This window comes from Methylobacterium platani, from assembly GCF_001653715.1.
Classification (GTDB): domain Bacteria; phylum Pseudomonadota; class Alphaproteobacteria; order Rhizobiales; family Beijerinckiaceae; genus Methylobacterium; species Methylobacterium platani.
Window position 1 is genome coordinate 126,727 of the sequence record NZ_LWHQ01000017.1, and the last position, 23,691, is coordinate 150,417.

Below are 23,691 nucleotides of genomic sequence, written 5' to 3' on the forward strand. Positions count from 1 at the left end.
TGAGGCGGCGCGCCGCACCAGCTTCGAGCCCGACATGACCGTGCGCGGCCCCAACCTGTCCCTGGAAGGCTCGAGCTTCGGCCCGCGGACGATCCCGGCCTGGCGCGAGGCCGTCGCGCCGTTCTGGGACGTCGAGATCCGCAAGGAGGACACCCCCGATTTCCGCGGCCGCTCGGAGGTCTACCACCTCGGCAACGCGATCATCGGCCTCACCGCGGCCTCCGGCTTGCGCAACGAGCGCTCGCGCGGCCTGATCGCCCGCATGGGCGTCGACCACGTCGCCGCGCAGATCCGGACCGAGGGCCGTGCGACGATCGCGATTACCGGCCGCGAGGCGCCGGTGGCCCCCGGCGACGTCTCGCTGCTCGACCTCGCGCAGCCCCTGTCGATGCGATCGACCGGCTACCGCGCCGTGACGGTCATCATCCCGCGTGCCCTGTTCCCCGACCGGGGCGCCCGCCTCGGCGAGGCCCACGGGACGGTCCTGTGCGCGGCGACCCCGTTCGGCACCCTGGTCGGCGACCACCTGCGGTCGCTCGCCGCGAACGTCCCGCATTTCAGCCCCGCGGAGGCGCGGGCCGCCGCGCAGGCGACCGCGATCCTCCTGGCCGCGGCGGCCCGCATGACGACCGGGAGCGACGCGGTCGAGCGGCCGCTGCAGCGCGCGCCGGTCTTCCTGGCGATCCGCAGCTACATCGACGCGGAGATCGGATCGGCGGATCTCGGCGTCGAGCATCTCTGCCGCCGCTTCGGCGTCTCGCGCAGCGGGCTGTACCGCCTGTTCGCGCCCCTGGGCGGCGTGCTCGAATACGTCCGCCGCCGCCGCCTCGCCCGGGCCTACCGGGACCTGGCGGAGGGCGACGGGCGGGCGGCGCGGGTCTCCGAGATCGCCTTCCGCTACGGCTACGGCAGCCCGGCGAGCTTCACGACGGCGTTTCGCGCCGAGTTCGGCCTGAGCCCGGTCGACGTGAAGGCCGGGGCCCGGGTCGAGGGCGTCGCCGCCTCCCGGCCCGCCCCGGCCGACCCCGCGACCGGCGACTGGGACGGGTTCTACGAGTGGGTCCTGACGCTCGACGCTTGAGACCCTGGCCTGGGAGCGCGGCCCGGGTGCTTGCCCCAGACAACTTGGGACGTGCGCTGAAGCGATTGGGACGCACGAGCCTCGCCGCGCCCCCGCCCATGCACGAGATGTCACCATCCTGTCGGATGGGAGACTCTCACGGTGCGGCGAGCGGGCGGGCGTGACGGCGGAGGGCGGCGCGCCCTCGCCTGGGTCGGGATCGGGAGCGGGCCGCTCGTCCGGCGCTGGATCGGCGTACGGCGGCGCCGTGCCGCCCGGACGCGCCCGGACGAGCGCGCCGGTGCCGAGATCGTCACCCTGACCTGGGCGCAGACCTTCGGGCGGGACGCGGAGCGCGCCCGGGCCGATCGCGCCCGGGGTGCGGGAGCCGACGGGCCGGGGTGGCGGATCGTCGATCCCGGCGAGGGGCGGCCGGGATCGTGAGGACGCCGCGATCGTGAGGACGCCGGGATCGTGAGGACTTGGCGCCGGGAGCCGACCGGACCCCACCCCTACCGCGCCGTCCCGACCTCCAGCGTCCCGAAGGCGGTCCGCCCGTAGCGCTCGGGCCGGTACATGTCCTCGATCGTCGCCGCCGGGTGGACGTAGCGGCCGGGCGTGACCGCCCGCACCGTGTAGGCGACGGTGAAGAAGGCGGATTGGTGCGGGTCGCGGTCGTAGGCCGCCACGAAGCGGTCGTCGCGGAACTCGGTATGGACCGGCTTCACGTCCGACCGGGTCCAGGCGAGGCCGGACGCCGCGTCGGCGTCGAGGAGCTTCGGGTTGTCGATCTCGAGCCCGGCGGGCAGGCGGTCGACGAGGAGCAGGCGCCCGGCGCCGGCCTTGGCCTCGGTCACCGTCAGCACCACCACCAGGCGGTCGTTCTGGCGTAACGCCGCGAGGTCGGCCGGGCTGCCGTCGAGGCGGTGGTAGCTGCGCTCGATCGCGTAGCCCTTCGCCTCGGCCGGCTCCGGCACCGCCGGGTTGCCGGCGATGCCGAGGGCGAGCGGCACCGGCGCGGTGCCGCGATTGGCCACCGTCACCGGCCGCGCCTCCAGGGCGGCGCCGGGGACCGTGCGGGCGAGCGCGCCCGCGACCGGCGCGCCGTCGACCGTGAGCGCCGGCCCTTCCTTGCTCGTTTCCGTGGCGAGCTCCGCCGCCGCCAGCACCAGCCAGGCCTGTTCCTGGGTGCTGGTCGGGCGGGTGCCGCGCTCCTCCGCCACCACCGCGCCCAGGGGGCCGAGCGCGTCGCGGGCGATCCCGGTCTCGGCGGCAAGCGCGATCAGCCCGGCGCCGTCGCGCAGGCGCGAGCCGTAATCGGCCCGGTAGCCGCCGCCGTCGCGCTCGGCGCGCAACGCGGCGAGCGCGGCCTCGAAGGCGGTGCGGGCCCGGCCCCGGTCGCCGAGCAGCGCCAGCGCCGCGGCGATCTGGCCGCGGGCGAGCGGCGTGGCGAAGGCGGCGAGCCGCGTGTCGGCGAGGTAGCGCAGGTCCCCCATCACCGGCCGGCCGTTGCGGGCGAGCACGTAGGCCGCGTAGGCGAGGTCGAGCCCGCCCTCGGTGACCTCGGCGGCGTTGGCGACCGTGTTGCGCAGCCGGTCGAGGGCCAGCGCCAGGGCCGTCGGCGGCACGGCAAAGCCGCGCTCGCGCGCCCGGGTCAGGAAGTCGGTGGCGTAGGCCGTGAGCCACAGGTCCTCGGCGTTGCCCGCCGACCACAGCCCGAAGGCGCCGCTCGAATCCTGGCGCGACAGCACCCGGTCGATGGCGCCGCGCACCCGCTCGTCGGCACTGCCGTCGAGGCCGAGCTGCGACAGGGCGGCGAGGCGGTTGACCGAGAGCAGCGGCAGCGCCCGGCTCACCACCTGCTCGGTGCAGCCGTAGGGGTAGCGGTCGAGCGCCCGGAGCAGGGCCGGCACGTCGATGCCGGCGAACGGCGAGGCCGCCAGGGTGACGGCGCCGGTGCCGGGGATCACCTCGGCGAGGAGGTCGCCCGACAGGGTGAGGCTGGCGCCGGGGGCGAGGGTGCGCACCTCGCGGCGCAGGAGCGTCCCGGTGCCGGGCTGGATGCGCAGGGAGAAGCTCTGGCCGGCGGGCTCGGCCAAGCCAGGTCCGGCCAAGCCAGGTCCGGCCAAGCCAGGTCCGGCCAAGCCAGGTCCGGTCAGCCGCAGGTCGATCCGGGCGAGGCCGGGCCCGGCGGCGGTGAGCGGGATCTCGAGGCTGGCGCGCCCGCCGGGTGCGAGGTGCAGCGTGCGGGCGAGCGCCCCCGCCGGCACCACCACCGGTCCCGAGAGGTCGACATCGACCGCGTAGTCGCCGGCCGGCCCCTCGACGTTGTCGAGGGCGACGTGCAGGCGCGAGCGGTCGCCGACGGCGAGGAAGCGCGGCAGGGTGCCGCTCGCCACCACGGGGTCGCGGATCGTGACGTCGGCGGAGGCGGCGCCGACCCGCGCCGCGCTCCAGGCCGTCACCATCACCCGGGCGGTGCCGTTGAAGGCCGGCAGGGGGAAGCTCACCTCGGCCCGGCCGTCCGGCCCGACCGTGACCACGCCCGAGTATCGTGCCAGCGGCTCCTGCGCCGGGGGCGAGCCCTCCAGCTCCGCCCCGCCGGCATCGCCCCCGGAGCGGATCGCGCCGACCGTGCCCTGCATCCCGTCGATCAGGTAGCCGTAGAGGTCGCGGATCTCGGTCGAGAGCGCCTTCTGGCCGAAGAAGAACCCGAACGGATCGGGCGCGGCGTAGCGGGTGAGGCTGAGGATGCCGGCATCGACCGCCGCCACCGTCACCCTGGCCGCCTCGCCGGGTTTCAGCCCGGTCAGGCGGATCGGCAGGCGCAGCTCGCCCCGGGGCCGGACCTTGGCCGGCGCCTCGAGCGTCACGCCCAGCGCGCGGGCCTCCCGGTCGATCCCGAACCAGGCGAGGCCCATCGCCCGGCCGGGCAGCCGCCGGGCCGCCTGGTCGAGGGGCCGGTAGGCGGTGGCGACGAGGTAGGCGCCCGCGCCCCAGTCCGGCTTCACCGGGATCTCGACGGTGGCGCCGTTCGCCGGCAGGTCGAGGGTGCGGATCTCGTGCACCCGGTCGCTCACCACCGCGACGGTGGCGGTGCCGGCGAAACGCGGGCGCAGGCGGGCCCGCATGGTCTCGCCGCCCGCATAGGCGTCGCGGTCGAGGGTGAGATCGAGGAGGTCGGGCGCGTCGGCGCTCTCTCCCCCGCTCCAGCCGACGTCGAAGGACAGGCTCGCCGCCGCGAAGCCGGGGCCGCGCACCTCCAGGCGGTAACGGCCGAGGTCGACCGGCACCGCCAGCCGGGCCGGCGCACCGGGCTCGAGGACGAGGCGGCCGTCCGCGACCTTGACGGTGGTCTTGACCGGCTCGAAGGCCCAGCGCCCGTCGGCCCGGTACCACTGGGTGCGCCGCTCGACTCGCAGCAGGGTCCAGGTCGCCTCGCCGGGAAGCCGCGTGCCGTCGGGCCGCGCCGCCGCCACCTCGAAACTCGCGCTCGCGCCCTCGCGCAGGTCGCCGGAGGTCTTGCGGATCCCCAGGACCGGGCCGGCGGGCAGGATCGGCAGGGTCAGGCTGCGCTGCACCGCCCGGCCACCGGGCTCGCCGACCTGCAGCGAGATCCTGGCCTCGAACGGGCGCGGCCCGCTCGCCTCCGGCACCGGCGCCCGCACGGTGGCGCGCCCCTGCGCGTCGGTGGCGGCGGGCGCCTCGATCTCCGCCGTCGCCGGGGCGACCGCCTCGTCGTCGAGGCCGGTCGAGAAGTCCGAGAAGCCGCGGATGCCGGAGCGGGCGGCCGGCTGCACCGTCACCGCGCCGCCGACGCCGAGCCCCGCGCCCGGGGCGCCGTAGAGGTAGCGCGCCGCGACCGTCACCGTCGCGGGCTCGCCCGGGCGCAGGGCGGGCTCGGCCGGATCCAGGCTGACCTCGATCCGCTCGGGCACGTAATCCTCGACCAGGAAGCGCGCCTCGCCGACCGGGGGCGCCTTCGGGTCGGTATAGGCGGCGACCCGCCAGGTACCGGCTTGCGCGCCGGGGAGCAGCGGCAGCGAGAGGGCCCGCCCGCCCAGGCCCGCATCGGGCACCTGCACCCGGCGGTCCTCGACCCCGTCCGGGCGCCGCGCCACCAGGGTGAGGGGGAGGTTCTGGATCGCCGCGCCCTTCGCGTCGCGCAGGAGCGCGGTCAGCTGGACCGTCTCGCCGGAGCGGTAGACCCCGCGCTCGGGAAACAGGTAGGCCTCCGCCGCGCCCGGGGCCGGCCGGCCCTTCACGCCGCGATCGGCGAGGTCGAAAGCGCCGAGCGTGAGGTCGAGGAAGCCGTAATCGTCGCCGAGGCGCGCCACCACCAGGCTCGGCGCCGCGCCGCCCTCGCCGCGGGCGAGGCCGGGATCGAAGGCGGCGTGCCCCTGCGCGTCGGTGGCGCGGGTCGCCAGCACCTCGTTGCTGCGGGCGATCAGGCGGATCTCCGCGTCCCGGACGACCGCCGCCGAGGCGAGGGAGCGGGCGAGCACGTGGATCCCGTCCGGTCCCTTGAAGGCGGTGAGCCCGAGATCCGAGACCACGAACCACTGCGTCGCCTCGCTCTGGTCGCCGCCCTCCTCGGCCTCGGCGAGGGACGCGCTGCCGCTCGGCCGCGCCGTCATCACGTAGAGCCCCGGCTCGACCTTGCCGACGGCCTGGAGCACCGGGAAGGCCGTCACCGCCTCGCGGTTGACCTCCGCGGGCGCGGTGTCGAGGGCGCCCTTCCAGACCTGGACGCCGCGCTCGCGGGCGATGGCGCGCAGGCCGGCCCCCGAGAGCTGGGACAGGAACGCCTCGCCACGCAGGGCCGGCAGCAGGCCGCGATCGCCGATGCGCACCACCTCGACGTCGAGCGTCGGGGCGTTGACCGAGACCAGCGGCACGCCGGCCTGGCCGGTGCGGGGCAGCACGTAGTTGCGGCCGGTGAAGCGCACCTGCGGGCCGCGGTCGCGGACGTAGATGTCGTAATCGGCCGCCTTGCGGAGGGTTTCGCCGATGCCGGAGGGCAGGCCCCGGCGCAGGACCACGCCGTAGCGCTCGCCGTGGCGCAGGCCGTCGACGCAGACCTGCTGGCCCTGCGCCGTCACGGCGGCGTCGCTCGCGCCCGACACCGCGACGAAAGGAGCGACATCGGTCTTCGGGTCGATCGCCTCGGAGAAGGTGAAGCAGGCCCGCGGGGCGGCGGCATCGGAATCGACCTTGTAGTCGAGGATCCGGAAGCCGTGCGCCTCGCGCAGGGCCTCGTAGGTCTTCGCCGTCTCCCTGGTCGTCTCCTGATTGGTCGTCTCCTGGTCGCCCGCCAGGGCGAGGCTCGCCGCGTAGGCGTCGAGCGCCGGGCGCCAGCTTTCCTGCCTGGCCAGCACCGCGCCGAGGAGCGCCAGCGCCCGCGCCTCGTCGGCGGGGAGCAGCGCCCGCCGGTAGGCCAGGTAGGCGCCGGCCCGGGCCTCGGCCTTCAGCGTCTGCCTGGTCTCGTAGTCGTCGCTCTCGGCATCGTCGGCGGCCTGCGCCAGGACGGACCAGTTGCGCCCCTCCGCCGGCTCGGCCGCGGCGGCGCGGCGCGCGGCGGCGAGCGCCCCGTCGCGGTCGCCCCTGGCGCGCAGGGCCTCGGCCTCCCGCCGCCACTGGGCGGCGGGCTTCGACGGATCCGGCCTGGCGCCGGCCTCGTCCTTCAGCCGGGCTTCCAGCCGCACCGCCTCGCTGGCGAGCGCCGGGCGGACGAAGGTCTTGGGGCGCGATGCCGGCGCGGCGGTGCGGCGGGGAACCGGGTCGGCGGATTGCTGGGCCGCGGCCGGCAGGCCGGCGAGGAGGGTCAGGATGCCGGCGAGACCCACGGCGGCGCGCCCGACCCGTGTGATGAGCGACATGTCCGGCCTCGCGGCGAGTTCCTGCCCGCCCGGAGCCTAGAGCATCTTCCGAGGAAGTGGGAGCCGGCTCGTCGTCGACGATTCGGCAAACCAAAGGCTTGGAGAGCATTGCGACCGCAGCGCGATCGTGACGTGCTCCGAGGGCGCGATCCGAGCGGGCCGCAATCCGACGGCGCAAGCGGCCCGGTCGATTTCGATCGCGCCGGGAGGCCCGCGAGGCCCCGGCAGGGAGCCCTGGAACTCCGGCCTCGCCTCTGACAAGGTCCGGGGGCTCCGGCGGCCGCCGGCCCGGCCGGCTCCCCCGGTCGTCGGGACCGGAGCCTTCCCGGAGAGCCCGATGCCGCGTCCCGCCCCGCTGCCCGTCGCCGGCCTTCCGGCGCTCCTCGCAGGCGTCTCGGTGCTCCTCGCCGGTCTCGCGCCGGCGGCCTTCGCCCAGGGAACCGCTCCGGCCGCCCCCGGCGCGACGGTCCCCCGGTCCGCAGGGCCGGCCGCGCCCGATCCGGCCTTCGAGGCGGCGCGGGCCGCCTTCGAGGCCCGGCCCGAGGCGGAGCGCCGGGCGGTGCAGGACGCCCTGGTCTGGGTCGGCGGCTACACCAGCGTCGTCACCGGCGCCTTCGGCCGGCGCACCTACGAGGCGATCGGCGCCTGGCAGGCCAAGGGAGCAAGCAAGGGGGGAGGCGGGGCGGCGACCGGCATCCTCGACGAGCCCGCCCGCGCCGCCCTGCTGGCCGCCGGGGAGGCGGCGCGGCGCGCGGCCCGGTTCACGGTCGCGGCCGATCCCGCCACCGGCCTCGTCATCGGGATCCCCGAGCGGCTGCTGGCGAAACGCACCCGCCTGCCCGACGGCAGCCGCTGGCAGAGCCCGGACGGGCGCGTCACCCTCGACACCCGGGCCTTCGCCCCCGGCGGCCCCGACCTCGACGCCCTGTTCGCGCAGAGCGCCGCGGCGGGCCCGGAGCGCCGGGTGACCTACAGCCTGCGGCGCCCCGACTTCACGGTCGTCACCGGCGAGACCCCGGGCGGCAAGTTCTACATCCGCGATGCCGCCGGTCCCGCGGGCCTGCGCGGCTTCAGCCTGTCCTACGACAAGGCCATGGCCCGGGAGGTGGACCGGCTGGCGATCGCCATCGCCAACAGCTTCGTGCCCTTCCCGGGCGATCGCCCGGCCCCGGCCCCGGCGCCGCGCCCGGCCGCGGCATCGCCGGAATCGGGTCCGGCCGCCGCGACCGGGCTCGCCGTCGGCCCCCGCCGGATCGTCGCGGTGCTGCCCGGCGCCTGCCCGGGCCCGCAGGCCGGCGGCGCGCCGGCCCGGATCCTGCGGCGCGACGCGGCCAGCGGCCTCGCGCTCCTCGAGGCCGCAGCAATCGGCCCGCCGCCCGTCCTCGCACCGGCGCCCGCGCCGCCGGGCACGGCGGTCGTGGTGCTCGCGGCGGGTGCGGACGGGCCGAGCGTCGCGACCGGCGACCTCGCCGCGGGCGGCGTGCTCGCCCCGCTCCAGCCCGGCGCCGCCGGGGCCCCGGTCCTCGACCGCACCGGGCGCCTCCTCGGCCTCGTCGCCCGCCTGCCGGCGACGCCCCGCCTCGTCGCAGGCGTGCTGCCGCCGCTCACCCACCCGCTCGTCGGGCTCGACGCGCTCAGGAGCCTCCTCGGCGCGGACGCTCCGCCGGCCCCTGCCGGCGACGGCCCGCCGCTCAGTGCCGGGGCGATCGCCGGGCGCTACGCCGGGGCGGTGGTGGGGGTGCGGTGCGGGGAGTGACCCGCCCCGACGATGCCAGGGCTGTCCGGGGAGCGGCCGGCATCCGGCGCCCGTCACCCGCGGCGCCTGTCCCGCACCGCCTCCTTGGTGCGGGCGAGGGCCGCTTCGGCCGATTTCATGTCGCGCTGCGCGACCAGGACGAAGATCGCGTCGAGGATGTTGAGCTGGGCGATCCGCGCCGCGGCGTTCTCGCCGAGCAGGGGAGAGCCGCGGGCGGTCGAGCACAGGACGACGTCGGCCGTCCCGGCCAGCGGGGAATGCGGGTAGTTGGTGATCGCGATGGTGCGGGCGCCGCGGCGCCGGGCGATCTGCAGCGCCTCGAGGGTCACCAGGGTGGCGCCCGAATGCGAGAAGCCGATCGCCACGTCCCGCGTGCCGAGCAGCGAGGCCGACATCGCCATCATGTGGGCGTCGTCGTAGACCGAGGCGTGGATGCCGATGCGCAGGAACTTGTGGGCGACGTCGCGGGCGATCTGCGCCGAGCCGCCGACGCCGTAGAAGTCCCGCTGCCGGGCCTGCGCGATGAAATCGGCCGCGCGCTCGAAGGCGGAGACGTCGGCGATCGCCAACGTCTCCTCGAGCGCCTGGATCGAGGCCCGGAACACCTTGCTGACGATCTCGGCGCCCGAATCGTCGGGGGAGAGGTCGTCGTGCATCTCCGAGACCGAGACGCGGACGTAGTCGGCGACGTTCTGCCGGAAATCGCGGTAGCCCGAGAAGCCGAGCTTCTTGGCGATCTTGACGACCATGGCCTCCGAAACGCCCGCCGTCTCGGCGACCTCCTTCAGGGCCGTCTCGGTGCTGAAATCGCGCCGCCCGAAGACGCTGTCGACGACCTTGGCCTCGAGCGGCGTCAGGTTCGGCCGCATCATGCGGATCCGCGGTCCGACCGACTTCGGATCCATCACGTCGCTCATCGGGTCCGCCTCCTGCAGAACACGCCACTCTAGTCCGTCGGAGCGCGCGCCGGCCAGCGGTGGCCGGATGGCGCCGGCACTCCCGTCAGACCACGCCCTTGCGCAGGATGAAGCAGCCGTACGGGCCGGGATCGGCGGTGCGGACCACCGCGAAGGCCTGCCGGGCGGCCTCGTAGAAGGCGAACCGCTCCAGCGCCGCGAACGGGACCGGCCGGCCCTCGGCCCGGTCGACGACCGCCTGCATCCGCGCGTGGACCGGCATCAGCCGGTCGGGATCGCCCACGACCGTCATGCGCGTCACGGGGGACGGCACGAAGGTGTCGAGCGGCATCACCGAGAGGATCGCCTCCGCGGCCCGGCCGAGGTCGCAGCCCGCCATGTCGATGACGCGCCCGTGGACGGTGTGGCGGGCGATGCTGGCGGCCGGGTGGTTGACGTCGCAGATCAGCAGGTCGTCGCCGTGTCCCATCGCCATCAGCATGCCGAGCATCTCGGCCGACAAGGCGCGGTCCAGTCCCTTCAGCATGGCACTCCTCTCAGGGTCGGGCTTCGGGCGGGGTCAGGCGCGCGGCGGCGCGGGGCGAAGGACCGGCGCGCGCAGGCCCGCGAGGAGCGGGCGCAGCTGGTCGCGCACCGCCGCGATCATGCCGACCGAGAGCAGGATCCCGCCCCAGACCGCGAGCGTCAGGAACTGGCTGAAGTCGAGGAGGACGCAGGCCGTCGAGATCAGCTGCAGCACGACCAGGGCCAGGACCAGGCCGCCGACCCGGCCGAAGCCGCCGGACGGGCTGATGCCGCCCAGCACGCAGGCGAGGATCGTGACGAGGAGATAGCTCTCGCCGTAGGCCGCGTTGGCGGAGTTGAAGCGCGCCATCATGACGAACCCGGCCGTGGCGGCGACGAGCGAGGCGAGGACGTAGACGCGCAGGAGCGCCGCCCGGGTGTCGATGCCGGAGAAGCGCACCGCCTGCTGGTTCGAGCCCATCAGGGTCAGGACGACGCCGAAGGGCGTGCGGGTGAGGAGCACGCCGAGGGCCGTCGCCACGAGCCCGAGCAGCAGGAGCGGCATCGGGACGCCGAGGACCGCGCCGCTGCCGAGGAACAGGATGGCGGGCGGGAACTCGGATATGACGCTGCCGTGGGTGAGCCCGATCGCCAGGCCCTTGACCAGCGTCATGGTCCCGAGCGTCGCCAGGATCGGCGAGACGCGCAGGTAGCCGATCAGGGTGCCGTTGAGGAGGCCGACGAGCGCCGCCGTCGCGAGGCCGGCGAGCAGCGCGCCGGCCTCGACCGCCAGGAGGACGAGGCCGTCCGCCCCGGCGGGGGCCGATTTCAGCACCGCCGCCGCGGCGAGCGCCGCGAGGTTCGCGGTCGCGATGATCGACAGGTCGAGGCCGCCGGAGAGGAGCGCCACCATCATGGCGAGGGAGAGCAGCCCGAGCTCCGGCAGCTGGTAGGCCATCGAGCGCAGGCCCGCCGGGGCGAACAGCCGGTCGCCGATCAGCGGCGCGGCGGCGAGGCAGAGGAGGGCCAGGAGGGCGAGGAGCCGCAGGTTGGTGCGGCCGACATGCCGCAGCAGGAAGGCCGGCATCAGGCGAGCCCCGGGGAATCGTGCCAGCGGCGGCGGGCGCGGGCCGCCATGCCGGCGACGGCGGCGACGATGACGAGGCCGGTGAAGAAGTCCGACCAGTAGGACGACACCCCGAGCAGCGCGAGGCCGTTCTTCATGATGACGACGAGGGCGAGGCCCAGGATCGCGCCGAGGACGGAGCCGTGGCCGCCCTCGAGGCTCGCCCCGCCGAGCACGGCGGCGGCCACGACCTCGAGCTCGCGCCCGACCAGCGCGGTGGGCGACACCGACTGGGTGTACTGGGCCTGCACCAGGGAGGCGAGGCCGGCGACGAGGCCCATGTAGCCGTAGACGAGCAGGTTGAGGCGGGCCGTGCCGAAGCCGACGCGCCGGGCCGCCTCCGGGTTGCCGCCGAGCGCGAAGACCTGCCGGCCGAAACGGGTCCGGTTGAGCAGGAACCAGGCGGCCAGGAAGGCGAGCACCAGCGCCCAGATCTGCAGGCTCACCGCGTAGACGTTGCCCTTGGCGTCGCTCGTGACGAAGAGGTCGACCGGGTCGCCGAACCAGGCCGGCAGGGTGAAGATGTCCTGCCCCCGGGTGACGGTGAGCAGGATGCCGTAGATCACGCTCTGCGTGGCGATGGTGACGATGATGCTGGCGATGCCGAGCGTGCTCACCAGGACGCCGTTGACGAGGCCGAGCCCGAGCCCGATGCCCCCTGCGATGGCGACGATCTCGCCCCAGCCCGCCCCGGTGGCGTTCGCCACGGTGAGCGCCGCGTACTGCGCCACGGACGCGACCGCCGCGAACGAGATGTCGATGCCGCCGGCGATCAGGACGACCAGCAGCCCCGAGACCAGGATGCCGTTGAACGCGGTCGCGTTCATCATCTCGAGGATGTTCTGGACGCCGAGGAAGTTCGGCCTGAGGGCGGTCAGCACCACCACCATGCCGAGGATGACGAGCCCGAGCCAGAGCTCCTGCGGCGCGCGCCCGCCGCGCGATCCCTTAACCATGCACCATCCTCCTCAGGTCGGGCTCGGCGACGTGATGCGCCATGACCTCGCCGGTCAGCCGGCCGTCCCGCATCACCAGGATCCGGTCGCAATGGTAGAGGACCTCCGGGATCTCGTCGGAGATCATGATGACGGCGAGCCCCTGCGCCGCGAGGTCCTTCACGAGCGCGTAGATGCCGTCCTTGCCGTGCAGGTCGACGCCGACCGTCGGGCTGTCGAGGATCAGGACGCGGGGCCTGGTGGCGAGCCACTTGGCGATCACCACCCGCTGCTGGTTGCCGCCCGACAGGGTCCTGACCGGATCGTCCGGGGTGCCGATCTTGATCGCGAGACGACGGATCCAGTCGCGGATCAGGCCGGCCTCGCGGCGGCGGCGCAGCAGGCCGAGGCGGTCCTTGAGCGTGTCGAGCACCGTGACCGTGACGTTGGCGCCGATCGGCTGGTCGAGGACGAGCGACAGCGACAGCCGGTCCTCCGGCACGTAGGCGATGCCGCGCGCGATGGCGTCGCGGTTGGAGCGGAACGTCACCGCTTCGCCGTCGATCCGGATGGTGCCGGAATCGGGCGCGTTCATCCCGAACAGCGACAGCGCCAGCTCGGTGCGGCCGGAGCCGAGCAGGCCGGTGAGGCCGAGGATCTCGCCGGGATAGAGCGTGAGATCGACGTCGCTGTACTCGCCGGCCTTGCACAGGCCCTCGACGCCGAGCACGGGCCGGTCGCGGGGCAGCGCCCGGTCCTTCGTCTCGTAGGTGAAGGACCGGCCGGACATCAGGACGGCGAGGCGCTGCTCGGTCATGTCCTTCGCGTCGTAGGTGCCGAGCTTCACGCCGTCGCGGATGACCGTGACCCGCTCGGCGATCTCCAGCACCTCGTCGAAGCGGTGGCTGACGAAGAGCACGCTGATGTCGCGGCGCTTCAGCTCGAGGGTCAGCGCCAGCAGCGCGTCGACCTCGTGGCGCGTCAGCGACGCGGTCGGCTCGTCCATGATGACGAGCCTGGCGTCCGCCGCGATCGCCCGGCAGATCGCCACGAGCTGGCGGTTGGCGATCGACAGGTGGGACACCCGCTCGTCGAGGTCGAGCGCGACGCCGATGCGCCGCATCGCCGCCTCGGCGGCGGCGCGCATCGCCTTGCGCTTCACCAGCCCGGCCAGGCCGCGATGCTGCGCGATGGCGATGTTCTCGGCGACCGTGAGGTTCGGGAACAGCGACAGGTCCTGGTAGATCACCTGGATGCCGAGCGCGCTGCTCTCCACCGGGGTGAGCCGCGCGTGCTCGCGCCCCTCGACCACGAGGCGGCCGCCGGGATCGGGGGGCTGCACGCCCGCGATGATCTTGATCATCGTCGACTTGCCCGAGCCGTTGCCGCCGACGAGGCAGTGGATCTCGCCGCGCGCGAGGTCGAAGTCGAGGTCGGACAGGGCCTGGACCCCGCCGAAGCGCTTCGACACGCCCCGCATCTCCAGGAACATTATGGTCGCGTCCCTACTCGCAGGGCTGGTCGGAGGTGAAGAAGAGGCACTGGCAATCTCCTCTCCCCGCGGGCGGGGAGAGGAAAAAATCCGCGTCTTACTTTCCCACACAGATCCCACTGCAATCATGCGCAGTTCATGCTGGGAAGCAGCTCAGAGCCCCATCTTCACCAGGTCGCCGACGGTCGTCTTGTTGATCGTCAGCACGCGGTCGACCTGGATCACGCGCTGCGCCTCGTCGACCGTCGCGGTGCCGAGGGTCGGGATCTCCATGCCGGTCCTGATCGGCGTGCCGTCGAGGACCATGCGGGCGATGGCGACCATGCCGTAGCCGGCATCCTTGGGGTTCCACAGGAAGCCCTCGCGGATCGCGCCGCTCATGATCAGGGCCTGGGCCTGGGCCGGGATCATCGTGCCGACGACGGCGATCTTCTTCTCCAGGCGGCGCTGCCGGACGACGTTGCCGGCGCCGATCGGCCCGTTGGAGCCCATCGACATGATGCCGCGCACGTCCGGGTAGGTCTGCAGCACCTGCTGGGTCACGCGGGTGGAATCGTCGATCAGGTCGGCGCCGGGGAAGCGGTCGGCCGCCATCTTCATCTTGGGATAATGCGCCTTCTGGTAGGCGATGGCGGCGTCGGCCCATGCGTTGTGGCCCGGGGTCGTCAGGGTGCCGACGTAGACGACGTAGTCGCCCTCCTCGCCCATCTCGCGGGCGAGCGCCTTCATCTGCATCTCGCCGTAGTTCTTGGCGCTGATGAGCTCGAGGTCCCAGGTCTTGCCGTCCTGGTTCTCGCCCTCCTGGGTGATGACGACGATGCCGGCGTCCCGCGCGCGCTTCACGGCCTGGGCCGTCACCTTCACGTCGAGGGGGACGAGACCGATGACGTCGACCTTCTTGGCGATCAGGTCGTCGATGAGCTTGACCTGCTGGGCCGGGTCGACCTGGGCCGGCCCGACCATCGTGGTGGCGATGTCGAACTGCTTGCCGGCGGCCTCGAGGCCCTGGTTGAGGATGTTGAACCAGGGAACGCCCGCCGCCTTCACGACCGTGGCCATGGTCTTGGGTGCAGCCGCGAAGGCCCTGGTGGCGCGAAGCGGCCCTGCGACGGCCAGGCCGCCGAGCATCGTGAGAGCGGTGCGTCGATCCATGGTGCGTTCCCCAACCCGTCGCGATCGGCCGTAACGGGCTCATATTATTTACTGCAACACAGGTATGCGTGAAGCGTAGGGCGTGTCAAGACCTCGTCCCGCCGCCTCGCCGGGCACGCCCTCGCTGCGCCGCAGCATGGCGGCGGACCGGCGACAGGTCGGCGGGGGGGCGGAACGCCGCTTCGGCGTGCCGGAAGGTTACTTTACAAATTCACGAACATGCGTGATGTTTTGGCGAGACACAGGAGACCCGCCGGTGACATCCGCCCCCGTGCGCTTCGCGACGCGCCTGAATTCGTTCGCCTCGCAGCCCGACGCCTTCTGGCCCCAGGGGCACGGCAAGCCGACCCCGCTGGAGATGGCGGCCCGCGCCGCGACCGCGCGCGGCCTCACCGATGTCGACCTGAACTTCCCCGATCACCTCGGGCCCGATGCCCGGGCGACCGGCAACGCGATCCGCGACCTCGGCCTGACCGTGAACGGCCTGGCGATGCGGTACTACTCGAACCCGGCCTTCAAGATCGGCGCCTTCACCAACCCCGATCCGGCGGTGCGGCGCGAGGCGATCGACCTCACGAAGCGCGGCATCGACGCGGCCCGCGAGGCGGGCTGCGCCCTGATGACCCTGTGGCTCGGCCAGGACGGCTTCGACTACGCCTTCCAGGCCGATTACGCGAGGCTCTGGGCCGACGAGATCGACGGCATCCGCGAGGTCGCGCTGCACGATCCCGACTGCCTGATCAGCATCGAGTACAAGCCGAACGAGCCGCGTTCCCACAGCCTGCTGCCCGACTGCGCCACGACCCTGCTGGCCCTGCGCGAGATCGACCTGCCGAACCTCGGCGTCACGCTCGACTTCGCGCACGTGCTCTACGCCGACGAGCAGCCGGCCTTCGCGGCGGCCCTGATCGGCCGGTACAGCCGCATCCTCGGCCTGCACCTCAACGACGGCTACGCCAAGCGCGACGACGGGCTGATGGTCGGCGCGGTCCACCCGGTCCAGACGATCGAGCTCCTGCGCCAGGTCCGCCGGGACGGCTTCCACGGGCCGATCTACTTCGACACCTTCCCCGACCTGACCGGGCTCGACCCGGTGGCGGAGTGCGAGGCCAACATCGCCACCGTGACGGCGATGCTCGGCATCGTCGACACGCTCGAGTGCGACAACGGCCTGAGCGCGGCGATCGACCGCCAGGACGCCGTCGCGAGCCAGACCGTGGTCCGCCGGGCGATGCTCGGACGCTGATTTGTTTCCAAGGACCGGACCGTCTTTCAAGAACAGACTGGCCGCCCCCGGCGGCCGCCAAGGGGGAAACGCCATGCGATCGATCATGCTGTCCGGGTTCATGCTGCTCGCCGCGAGCGTCGCGCAGGCGCAGGACCTGAAGCCGCTCAACCCGGACACCGAGACGGACCGGATCGACTGGAGCCAGCTCGCCGCCAAGCTCGGCCCGATGCCCAAGCCGGCCGCCGGCACCCGCGTCGGGGCGGTGTCGAAGACCCTCACCAACGAGTACTGGCGCCTCCTCGGCGAGGGCTACCAGTCGCTGGGCAAGAAGCTCGGCGTGAAGGTCGCCTACCAGGCGGCCCAGAACGAGGGCGACCAGGTCGGCCAGCTGTCGATCGCCGAGACGATGATCGCGCAAGGGGTCGACGTGCTCCTGGTCTCGCCGCAGACCAACGCCAACCTCGAGCCGATCCTCGGCGAGGCGGGCAAGGCCGGCATCCCGGTCGTCAACGTCAACGACGCGGTGATCCCGCAGGCCGCCCACTACGTCGGCAACGTGCAGCGCGACAACGGCGTGCGCGTCGCCCGCTGGTTCATCGCCAACCGCCCGGACGGCGGCAAGCTCGCGGTCATCGAGGGCCAGGCCGGGGTCTTCGCGGCGACCCAGCGCACCGCCGGCTTCAAGTCCACCATCGCGGCGGAGGGCGGCCGGTTCAAGGTCGTGGCGAGCGTGCCGGGCAACTGGGACCGCCAGCTCTCCTACGACGCCGCCACCACTCTCCTGCAGCAGCACCCGGACCTCGTCGGCGTCTACTGCAACAACGACACGATGGCGCTCGGCGTCGTCGAGGCGGTGAAGAACGCGGGCCTTCTCGGCAAGGTCGCGGTGTTCGGCACCGACGGCATCACCGACGCCCACGCCTCGATCCGCGCCGGCGAGCTGACCGGCACCGTCGACAGCTTCCCGGTGCTGACCGGCGAGGTCGCCCTGGAGGCGGCCCTGCGCGTGCTCGCCAAGGAGCCGGTCCCGCGGGTCGTCGCCACGCCGCAGGCCCTGATCACCCGGGACACCATCGAGCGCTACAAGGGCAAGGGCGCCGACCTGCGGGCGGTGCTCGAGGAGGATGCCCGGTCGGGCAAGTGATCGTCGGGCAAGTGATCGATGTCCCGGGGGCGTCGTGCCGCCCCTCGGGGCGCGATGGTTGCGCAAGCGCAGGCCCGAAGGCCGGCTCCCCGCGTGACCTGCCCCCTGTCCCGGACGACCGAAGCGAGAGCGGCGGGAGATCCGGGACCCGGCACGAAAAATCGCGAAGCGTCCGTCTGCCGGCAACGGTGCAAGAGACGGAGCCGCTTCGCGGCACGTCTTCTGCCGGATCCCGGATCTCCTTACCGCGTCGTTGCCGTCGTCCGGGAAAGGGGCGTGGCTGGCGAGGAAGGGCATGCCTGCCGGCCCGCAACCTGACGACGGCCGCGCATGCCCGGCGCGGCACGCCGCAGACTTTGCTGGAGAGTCCGGGACGATCCGGCCCCGTTCGGCCCCTCCCCCCAACCCGCGGTCCCGCCATGTCGCTCGCCATGCTCCCCGCCGAGGCCCCCGCCGCGCCGCCGCGCCTGCTCGTCCAGGGTCTCACCAGGCGCTTCCCGGGCGTGACCGCGCTCGGCGAGATGTCGCTGCGGGTCCGGCCGGGCGAGGTCCACGCGCTGCTCGGCGAGAACGGGGCCGGCAAGTCGACGCTGATGCGGATCCTGTCGGGCGTGCTCAAGCCCGACGAGGGCACGATCGCGGTCGACGGGGAGGTGCTGTCCTTCCGCTCGCCGCTGGCCGCCCGCCGCGCCGGCATCGCGATGATCCACCAGGAGCTGCAGCAGGTCCCCGAGCTGACGGTCGCGCAGAACATGTTCCTGGGCCGCTCCTTGCGCCGGGGCGGGCTCCTCGTCGACCGCGCCCGGCAGGAGGCGCTCGCGGCGGAGGCCCTGGCGCCGCTCGATCCCGCGATCCGGCCGGACGCGCCGGTCCGCAGCCTGCGGGTGGCGCAGCGCCAGATCGTCGAGATCGCCCGCGCGCTCCTCGACGACGCGCGGATCATCGCCATGGACGAGCCGACCTCGAGCCTGACGCCGAGCGAGTTCGAGCGCCTGGCCGCGGTCATCGCCGGGCTGGCCGCCAGGGGCGTCGCGATCGTCTACGTCTCGCACAAGATGGACGAGGTGTTCCGGATCTGCGGCCGCGCGACGATCATGCGCGACGGGCGGTTCGTCGCGGAGGTCGACCTCGCCGGCACCACCGAGAGCGCCGTGGTCGCCATGATGGTCGGCCGCGCCCTCGCAGTCGCGCCCCACCGCTCGTCGGTCCGGTCCGAGACGGTCCTGTCGGTGCGCGGCCTGACCGCCGGGACGCGGGTGGTCGATGCGAGCTTCGACTTGCGGCGCGGCGAGGTCCTGGGCATCGCCGGGCTGATCGGAGCCGGCCGCACCGAGCTCCTGCGGCTCGTCGCCGGCGCCGATCCGCGGACGGCCGGCACGATCACGGTCAACGGCCGGCCGCTCGCCCGGCCCGGCCCCCGCGCGGCGATCGCGGCCGGCATCGGGCTCGTGCCCGAGGAGCGCAAGCGCGACGGCATCGTGCCCCAGCGCTCGATGGTCGCCAACGTGGCCCTGCCCTCGATGCCCCGGTTCGCGCCCCGCTTCCTCGTCCGCCGGCGCCGCCTGCGCGCCGAGGCCGCGCGCCTGCTCGCCGAGGTGAACTTGCGGCCGATGCAGATCGACCGGCCGATCCGCCTGTTCAGCGGCGGCAACCAGCAGAAGGGCATCATCGCCCGCTGGATCGCCGCCGGCACCCAGATCCTGCTCTTCGACGAGCCGACCCGCGGCATCGACATCGGCGCCAAGGCGGAGATCTACGGGCTGATCGAGCGGCTGGCGGCGGAGGGGCGGTCGGTGATCGTCGTCTCCTCGGAACTGCCCGAGCTGCTGCGCCTCTCCGACCGGGTGCTCGTCATGCGCCAGGGCCGGATCGCGGCCGAGCTTCAGCGGAGCGAGCTGAGCGAGCAGGCCATCGTCGCCCACGCGGTTCCCCGGTCGCCCCGCACCGCCTGATCCTTTCCGCCCCTCAGACCTTCCTCGCGCCTTCGAGGCTCCGCCATGCTCACCCTGACCGCCCCCGCGCCCGGCCCGAGGCCGCGCCTGCACGTCCCGTGGCGCGATTTCGGCACGCTTCTCGGCCTCGCGCTCCTGATGCTGGTGTTCTGGCTCGCGGCGCCGGGCTTCCTGACCGAGCGCAACCTCCTCAACATCCTGCAGCAATCGAGCATCAACGCTTGCGTGGCGCTCGGCATGACGCTGGTGATCGTCTCGGGCGGCATCGACCTCTCGGTCGGCCCGGTCGCGGCGCTCTCGGCCGTCCTGTCGGCCTCGCTGATGGTCGGCGGCGTGCCGCCGGCCCTCGCGGTCCTGGCCGGGCTGGCGCTCGGCGCGGCCTGCGGCCTCGTCAACGGCGCGCTGATCTGCTTCGGCGGCCTCCAGCCCTTCATCGTCACGCTCGGGACGCTCAGCACCTATCGGGCGCTGGCGCTGATCGCGACCGACGGCAACCCGGTCTTCGGCGTGCCGCCCGCCTTCCGGGCGGTCGTGAACGGCACCGTCGCCGGCCTCCCGACGGCGGTGATCGTGGTGCTCGTCGTGGCGCTCCTCGCCGGGCTGATCCTGCGCCGGACGCCGTTCGGCGAGTACCTGCTGGCGGTCGGCGGCAACGAGGAGGCCGCCCACATCGCCGGCGTGCCGATCGCCCGCACCAAGATCGGCGCCTACATGCTGTCGGGCCTGCTCGCGGCGCTCGCCGCGACGATCCTCGTCGGCCGCCTCGGCGCCGCCGAGCCGATCCTCGGCAACCTGTGGGAGCTCGACGCCATCGCGGCCGCGGCCATCGGCGGGGCCTCGCTGATGGGCGGCAAGGGCAGCATCCTCGGCACCCTGCTCGGCGCGGTGATCCTCGGCACGATGCGCAACGGCCTGACGCTGATGAACGTGCAGGCCTTCTACCAGCTCCTCGCCACCGGCCTGATCATCCTGCTCGCCATGCTGGTCGACCGCTTCGCCCGGGGGCGCGCATGACCGCGCGCGACGCCGCCCCGGAGGGGGCGGATCCCGGACCGCAGCCCGCGATCGTCGTGGTGGGAAGCCTGCACTACGACATCACGGTCGATGCGCCGGACCGGCCCCGCAAGGGCGAGACGGTGACCGGGCGGCGCTGGGCCCCGCGCTTCGGCGGCAAGGGCGGCAACCAGGCCGCGGCGGCGCAGGCGCAGGGCGTCGCGACCGCCATGGTCGGCGCGGTCGGCGACGACGATTTCGGCCGGGGGCTGCTGGCGGGGCTCGACCGGGCGGGCGTGGACCGCTGCGCCGTCGCGGTCCTGCCCGGGACGGGCTCCGGCATGAGCGTCGCGATCTTCGACGACGACGGCGATTACGGCGCGGTGATCGTGTCGGGCGCGAACCTCGCGATCGCCGCGGAGCAGATCCCGGATGCGCGGCTCGCGGGCGCCCGCGTGCTGATCCTGCAGAACGAGATCCCGGAGGCTGTCAACGCCGCGGTGGCGCGCCGCGCCCGGCGCCTCGGCCTCACCACGATCCTCAATGCCGCGCCGGCCCGGCCCTTCGCCACCGACCTCGCGGACCACGTCGACGTGCTCGTCGTCAACGCGATCGAGGCCGAGATGCTCGGCGCGCGCCCGGTGGCGTCGCTTCCAGACGCCGCGGCGGCCGCCCGCCACCTCGCGGCCCGCGGCGGCCTCGTCGTGGTGACGGCCGGCGGCGCCGGCGTCGCCCTGGCGGGCGGGCGCGTCGCGCCGGTCGCGCTGCCCGGCCTCGCCGTCGAGGTCGTCAGCACGCACGGCGCGGGCGACATGTTCGTCGGCACCTTCGCGGCCCGCCTGGCCCGGGGCGCGCCCTTGGAGGAGGCGCTGCGCGCCGCCAACGAGGCCGCCGCGCGCCTGGTCTCGATGCCGGACCGGGACCGCACGGCGCTGTGACGCGCAGGACCGCCGGCCCGGGCGCTCGCGAGGCCCGGGCCGGAGCCTCAGCCCCCCGGCGTCCAGTCGATCGCGGGCTTCTGCGACAGGATGCGCTCGAAATAGTCCGCCACCGCCTGCGCCCCGCTCGCATGCATCATCGCGACCGGATGAGCGAGGTAGGCCCGGGCCAGGTCGAGCGGGATCTCACCGGCCTGGAGCGCGCCGAGCACCGCGTCGATGAAGGCGTCGTTCGCCTCGTTGAAGTCGGAGGAGAGCTTCTTGCGGTCGTTGAGGGCCTTGATCGGCATCGTGCGGGGTCGTCCTCTCGAAGGTCTGCCCGATTGCGGGGCCGGCCCGACCGGCGGTGCGGCAGCTGGCGTCCGGCCGCGCCACCCGCGACGGAGGGCGCACCACGTACAAGGCATCGCCTCGCCGATCCGGCGAGCGATGATCCGATCATGATGTCGTCAAGGAGAATGGCGCACCCGACACGATTCGAACGTGTGACCTTTGCCTTCGGAGGGCAACGCTCTATCCAGCTGAGCTACGGGTGCTGACCGCGAAGCCTCTGTAGCCCGGCCCGGCCCGGAGCGCAACAGGGAACGGCGCGCCGAATCCGCTTGCTGTGGTCCTGGCGCGGCCGCAGGCGTCGGGCGTCACGCCGCCCGGAAGCAGCGCGCCGCGAGGCCGCGCAAGGCCACCCGGAGGTTGGCGGTGCGGGCGATCGGATCGGCCGCCTGCGTGAACAGCCGCAGGATCAGGGCCTGGCGCTGGGGCGGGGAGGGGGCGAGCGCCAGCGCCTGCGTGCCCTCGGCGACGGCGGTGAGGCGGGCCGGGACCCAGCCCACCCCCTCGATCCGCACCTCGACCGGATCCCCGACCGCGCCGGGCTGCGGCGCGTCGAGCCGCAGGAAGGCGGTCTCCAGGCCGAGACGCGCCAGCATCGCGTCCCGGGCGGTGCCCTCGGCGCGGACACGGACCGGCTCCGCGACATGGAACGCCTCGGTGCCGCGCGGGCGCTCGAAGCAGACCAGGAAGGCCACGAAGGCGAGCAGCATCGCGATCCCGGCCCAGACGAGGTTGAAGGAATCGAGCGGCGAGATCTCGCTCGCGGCCACCGGCGAGACGAACGACCAGAGGATCGCGGCGCCCGACAGGAGGGCGATGCCGCCGAAGCCGGCCGCCATCCGCCAGCGCACGGTCGAGATCGAGCGGTCGCCTCCCTTGTCGGTGACCTTGAAGGGGCGGCCGAAGGGCCGGATGGCGGCCGAGGCCAGCGTGAGGGTGATCGGCAGCGCCGTCATGATGTGCGTCACCTCCATGAACAGCGGCAGGGTCCGCTGGCCCGAGACCCAGCCGCTGTAGATCCACAGCGCCAGCAGCGCCGGCACGCCGTAGCGCAGGAACGACAGGTAGTCGGCGTGAAAGGCCGGCATGCCGAAGAACCAGTAGATCGACGGGGCGACCAGCATCAGCACGATGAAGGGCTTGCACAGCCAGTTCATCACCCCGTGCAGGTAGTGCAGGCGCTGCATCAGGGTGTAGTGCGGCGAGCGGAACGGCCCGTCCTTCAGCAGCGCCACCTGCATCGTGCCGAGGCACCAGCGGGTGCGCTGGGTGATGTATTCCGGCAGGCCCTCCGCCGAGAGGCCGGCGCTGAGGCGCTCGTTGAGCCAGTGGGTGCGGTAGCCGTGGCGCATCAGCGCGTAGGTCAGGTTGATGTCCTCGCAGATGGCGTCGTGCGGGAAGCCGCCCATCGCGGTGACCCGGTCGCGCCGGACGAGGAACGACGTGCCGACGCAGAACGCGCAGCCCCAGGCATCCTTGGCCGGCTGGAACACGTCGAAGAAGATGCGCTGGTCGTCGACCCAGGATTCCGCCGCCATCAGGTTGTGCTGGATCGGGTCGGCGTTGAAGAAGAATTGCGGCGTCTGCACCACCGCCGCGCGCTCGTCGTGGAACAGCCCGACGGTGCGGCGCAGGATATGGGGCGCGATCGCGAAATCCGCGTCGAGGACGAGGATGATCGGCGCGTTCGTCTGCCCGGCCGTCAGCGCCAGGGCGTTGTTGAGGTTGCCGGCCTTGGCGCCCTTGTTGTCGGGCCGCGTGACGTAGCGGGCGCCGACCTCCTCGCAATAGGCCCGCAGCCAGTCGCGGCGGGTGTCGTCGCAGACCCAGACGGTGGCGTCGGGATAATCGACGGCCAGGGCCGGGACGATCGACTTCTCGACCACCTCCCGGGGCTCGTTGTAGGTGCAGATGAAGATGTCGACCGCCGGCCAGTCGCCGCTCGCCTCGTGGCGGGCCTGCTCCCGGTCGGCCTCCCGCGACCGGTCCTCGAACCGGAGCAGGATGAGCGTCGACATCAGCGTGTAGGCGATGGCGATCGTCTCGAAGACGAAGAACAGGTAGGGCCAGATCCGCTCGGGGCTGGCCTCGAGGGCCGGCAGCGTGTCGTGCCAGCGCCAGGCCGCGTAGCACAGGATGAAGACCGCGAAGGTGCCCCCGAACAGGGCGCGCGCCGCCGCGCTCGCCCGGTCGAGCAGCCCCGCCATGACGAGGAGGCCGAGGAGGATGCCGAGATCGGTGGTGAGGACCGCCGAGACGTCCTGGGGTGCTTCGAACATCGTCGC

Annotated in this window: 17 protein-coding genes, 1 tRNA gene and 1 pseudogene; 9 read left to right on the forward strand and 10 right to left on the reverse strand. The window is 73.7% G+C overall.

The features are described from left to right. Window positions 1-34: 34 nt before the first annotated feature. On the forward strand, window positions 35-1,081 hold the full coding sequence (locus A5481_RS10365) for an AraC-like ligand-binding domain-containing protein (RefSeq protein WP_156311752.1): 1,047 nt from the start codon (window positions 35-37) through the stop codon (window positions 1,079-1,081). Between the two features lie 141 nt (window positions 1,082-1,222). Continuing rightward, complete coding sequence (locus A5481_RS10370) at window positions 1,223-1,504, forward strand: hypothetical protein (protein WP_048432686.1); 282 nt, start codon at window positions 1,223-1,225, stop codon at window positions 1,502-1,504. A gap of 68 nt (window positions 1,505-1,572) precedes the next feature. Here the strand turns inward: A5481_RS10370 and A5481_RS10375 are convergent, their stop codons facing one another. Continuing rightward, window positions 1,573-6,939, reverse strand: coding sequence for an alpha-2-macroglobulin family protein (locus A5481_RS10375; protein ID WP_048432685.1), 5,367 nt, complete (start codon window positions 6,937-6,939; stop codon window positions 1,573-1,575). Between the two features lie 337 nt (window positions 6,940-7,276). Between A5481_RS10375 and A5481_RS10380 the strand changes: the two genes are divergently transcribed. Further along, window positions 7,277-8,695 (forward strand): S1 family serine peptidase, encoded by a 1,419-nt coding sequence (locus A5481_RS10380; RefSeq protein WP_064503932.1) that lies wholly within the window; start codon window positions 7,277-7,279, stop codon window positions 8,693-8,695. A 53-nt stretch (window positions 8,696-8,748) separates the two neighbouring features. Here the strand turns inward: A5481_RS10380 and A5481_RS10385 are convergent, their stop codons facing one another. The 6 genes from A5481_RS10385 to A5481_RS10410 all read right to left on the reverse strand — a co-directional run bounded on the left by A5481_RS10385 (window position 8,749) and on the right by A5481_RS10410 (window position 14,821). Further along, entirely contained in the window at window positions 8,749-9,612 is an 864-nt protein-coding gene (locus A5481_RS10385; RefSeq protein ID WP_048432683.1) for a MurR/RpiR family transcriptional regulator, read from the reverse strand. An 85-nt stretch (window positions 9,613-9,697) separates the two neighbouring features. After that, window positions 9,698-10,138, reverse strand: coding sequence for an RbsD/FucU family protein (locus A5481_RS10390; RefSeq protein ID WP_048432682.1), 441 nt, complete (start codon window positions 10,136-10,138; stop codon window positions 9,698-9,700). A gap of 33 nt (window positions 10,139-10,171) precedes the next feature. Further along, a complete protein-coding gene (locus A5481_RS10395; protein ID WP_048432681.1) occupies window positions 10,172-11,203 on the reverse strand; it encodes an ABC transporter permease in 1,032 nt (343 codons plus the stop codon). Then, window positions 11,203-12,198, reverse strand: coding sequence for an ABC transporter permease (locus A5481_RS10400; RefSeq protein ID WP_048432680.1), 996 nt, complete (start codon window positions 12,196-12,198; stop codon window positions 11,203-11,205). Before A5481_RS10400 ends, A5481_RS10395 begins: the two co-directional genes overlap by 1 nt. Further along, on the reverse strand, window positions 12,191-13,669 hold the full coding sequence (locus tag A5481_RS10405; RefSeq protein ID WP_048432679.1) for a sugar ABC transporter ATP-binding protein: 1,479 nt from the start codon (window positions 13,667-13,669) through the stop codon (window positions 12,191-12,193). Before A5481_RS10405 ends, A5481_RS10400 begins: the two co-directional genes overlap by 8 nt. 153 nt (window positions 13,670-13,822) lie before the next feature. Next, complete coding sequence (locus A5481_RS10410; RefSeq protein WP_048432678.1) at window positions 13,823-14,821, reverse strand: substrate-binding domain-containing protein; 999 nt, start codon at window positions 14,819-14,821, stop codon at window positions 13,823-13,825. A gap of 271 nt (window positions 14,822-15,092) precedes the next feature. On the opposite strand from A5481_RS10410, the gene A5481_RS10415 reads away from it, so the two are divergent. From A5481_RS10415 to A5481_RS10435, 6 genes and pseudogenes are all read left to right on the forward strand, one after another. Next, complete coding sequence (locus A5481_RS10415; protein ID WP_048432677.1) at window positions 15,093-16,067, forward strand: sugar phosphate isomerase/epimerase family protein; 975 nt, start codon at window positions 15,093-15,095, stop codon at window positions 16,065-16,067. Window positions 16,068-16,140: 73 nt separating this feature from the next. Continuing rightward, window positions 16,141-17,193, forward strand: coding sequence for a sugar ABC transporter substrate-binding protein (locus A5481_RS10420; protein ID WP_048432676.1), 1,053 nt, complete (start codon window positions 16,141-16,143; stop codon window positions 17,191-17,193). Window positions 17,194-17,717: 524 nt separating this feature from the next. Continuing rightward, window positions 17,718-18,098: pseudogene (locus tag A5481_RS35915) on the forward strand (ATP-binding cassette domain-containing protein); the annotation flags it as partial. Window positions 18,099-18,140: 42 nt separating this feature from the next. Then, window positions 18,141-19,145: a sugar ABC transporter ATP-binding protein gene (locus tag A5481_RS10425; RefSeq protein ID WP_425350165.1), complete on the forward strand. Its 1,005-nt coding sequence runs from the start codon at window positions 18,141-18,143 to the stop codon at window positions 19,143-19,145. 45 nt (window positions 19,146-19,190) lie between these two features. Beyond that, on the forward strand, window positions 19,191-20,159 hold the full coding sequence (locus A5481_RS10430; protein ID WP_048431700.1) for an ABC transporter permease: 969 nt from the start codon (window positions 19,191-19,193) through the stop codon (window positions 20,157-20,159). Next, window positions 20,156-21,076 carry a PfkB family carbohydrate kinase gene (locus A5481_RS10435; protein ID WP_048431701.1) on the forward strand — a complete coding sequence of 307 codons (921 nt, stop codon included), beginning with the start codon at window positions 20,156-20,158 and terminating at the stop codon, window positions 21,074-21,076. The genes A5481_RS10430 and A5481_RS10435 overlap by 4 nt, the downstream gene beginning before the upstream one ends. A 47-nt stretch (window positions 21,077-21,123) precedes the next feature. Here A5481_RS10435 and A5481_RS10440 read toward each other — a convergent pair whose 3' ends face one another. The 3 genes from A5481_RS10440 to A5481_RS10450 all read right to left on the reverse strand — a co-directional run bounded on the left by A5481_RS10440 (window position 21,124) and on the right by A5481_RS10450 (window position 23,685). Next, a complete protein-coding gene (locus A5481_RS10440) occupies window positions 21,124-21,366 on the reverse strand; it encodes a hypothetical protein (protein WP_048431702.1) in 243 nt (80 codons plus the stop codon). 169 nt (window positions 21,367-21,535) lie between these two features. After that, window positions 21,536-21,612: transfer RNA gene (locus A5481_RS10445), tRNA-Arg, on the reverse strand. Between the two features lie 102 nt (window positions 21,613-21,714). Beyond that, the gene (locus tag A5481_RS10450) at window positions 21,715-23,685 is read right to left on the reverse strand and encodes a glycosyltransferase family 2 protein (protein ID WP_048431703.1); all 1,971 of its coding nucleotides are present in this window, start codon (window positions 23,683-23,685) and stop codon (window positions 21,715-21,717) included. Between the last annotated feature and the right edge of the window lie 6 nt (window positions 23,686-23,691).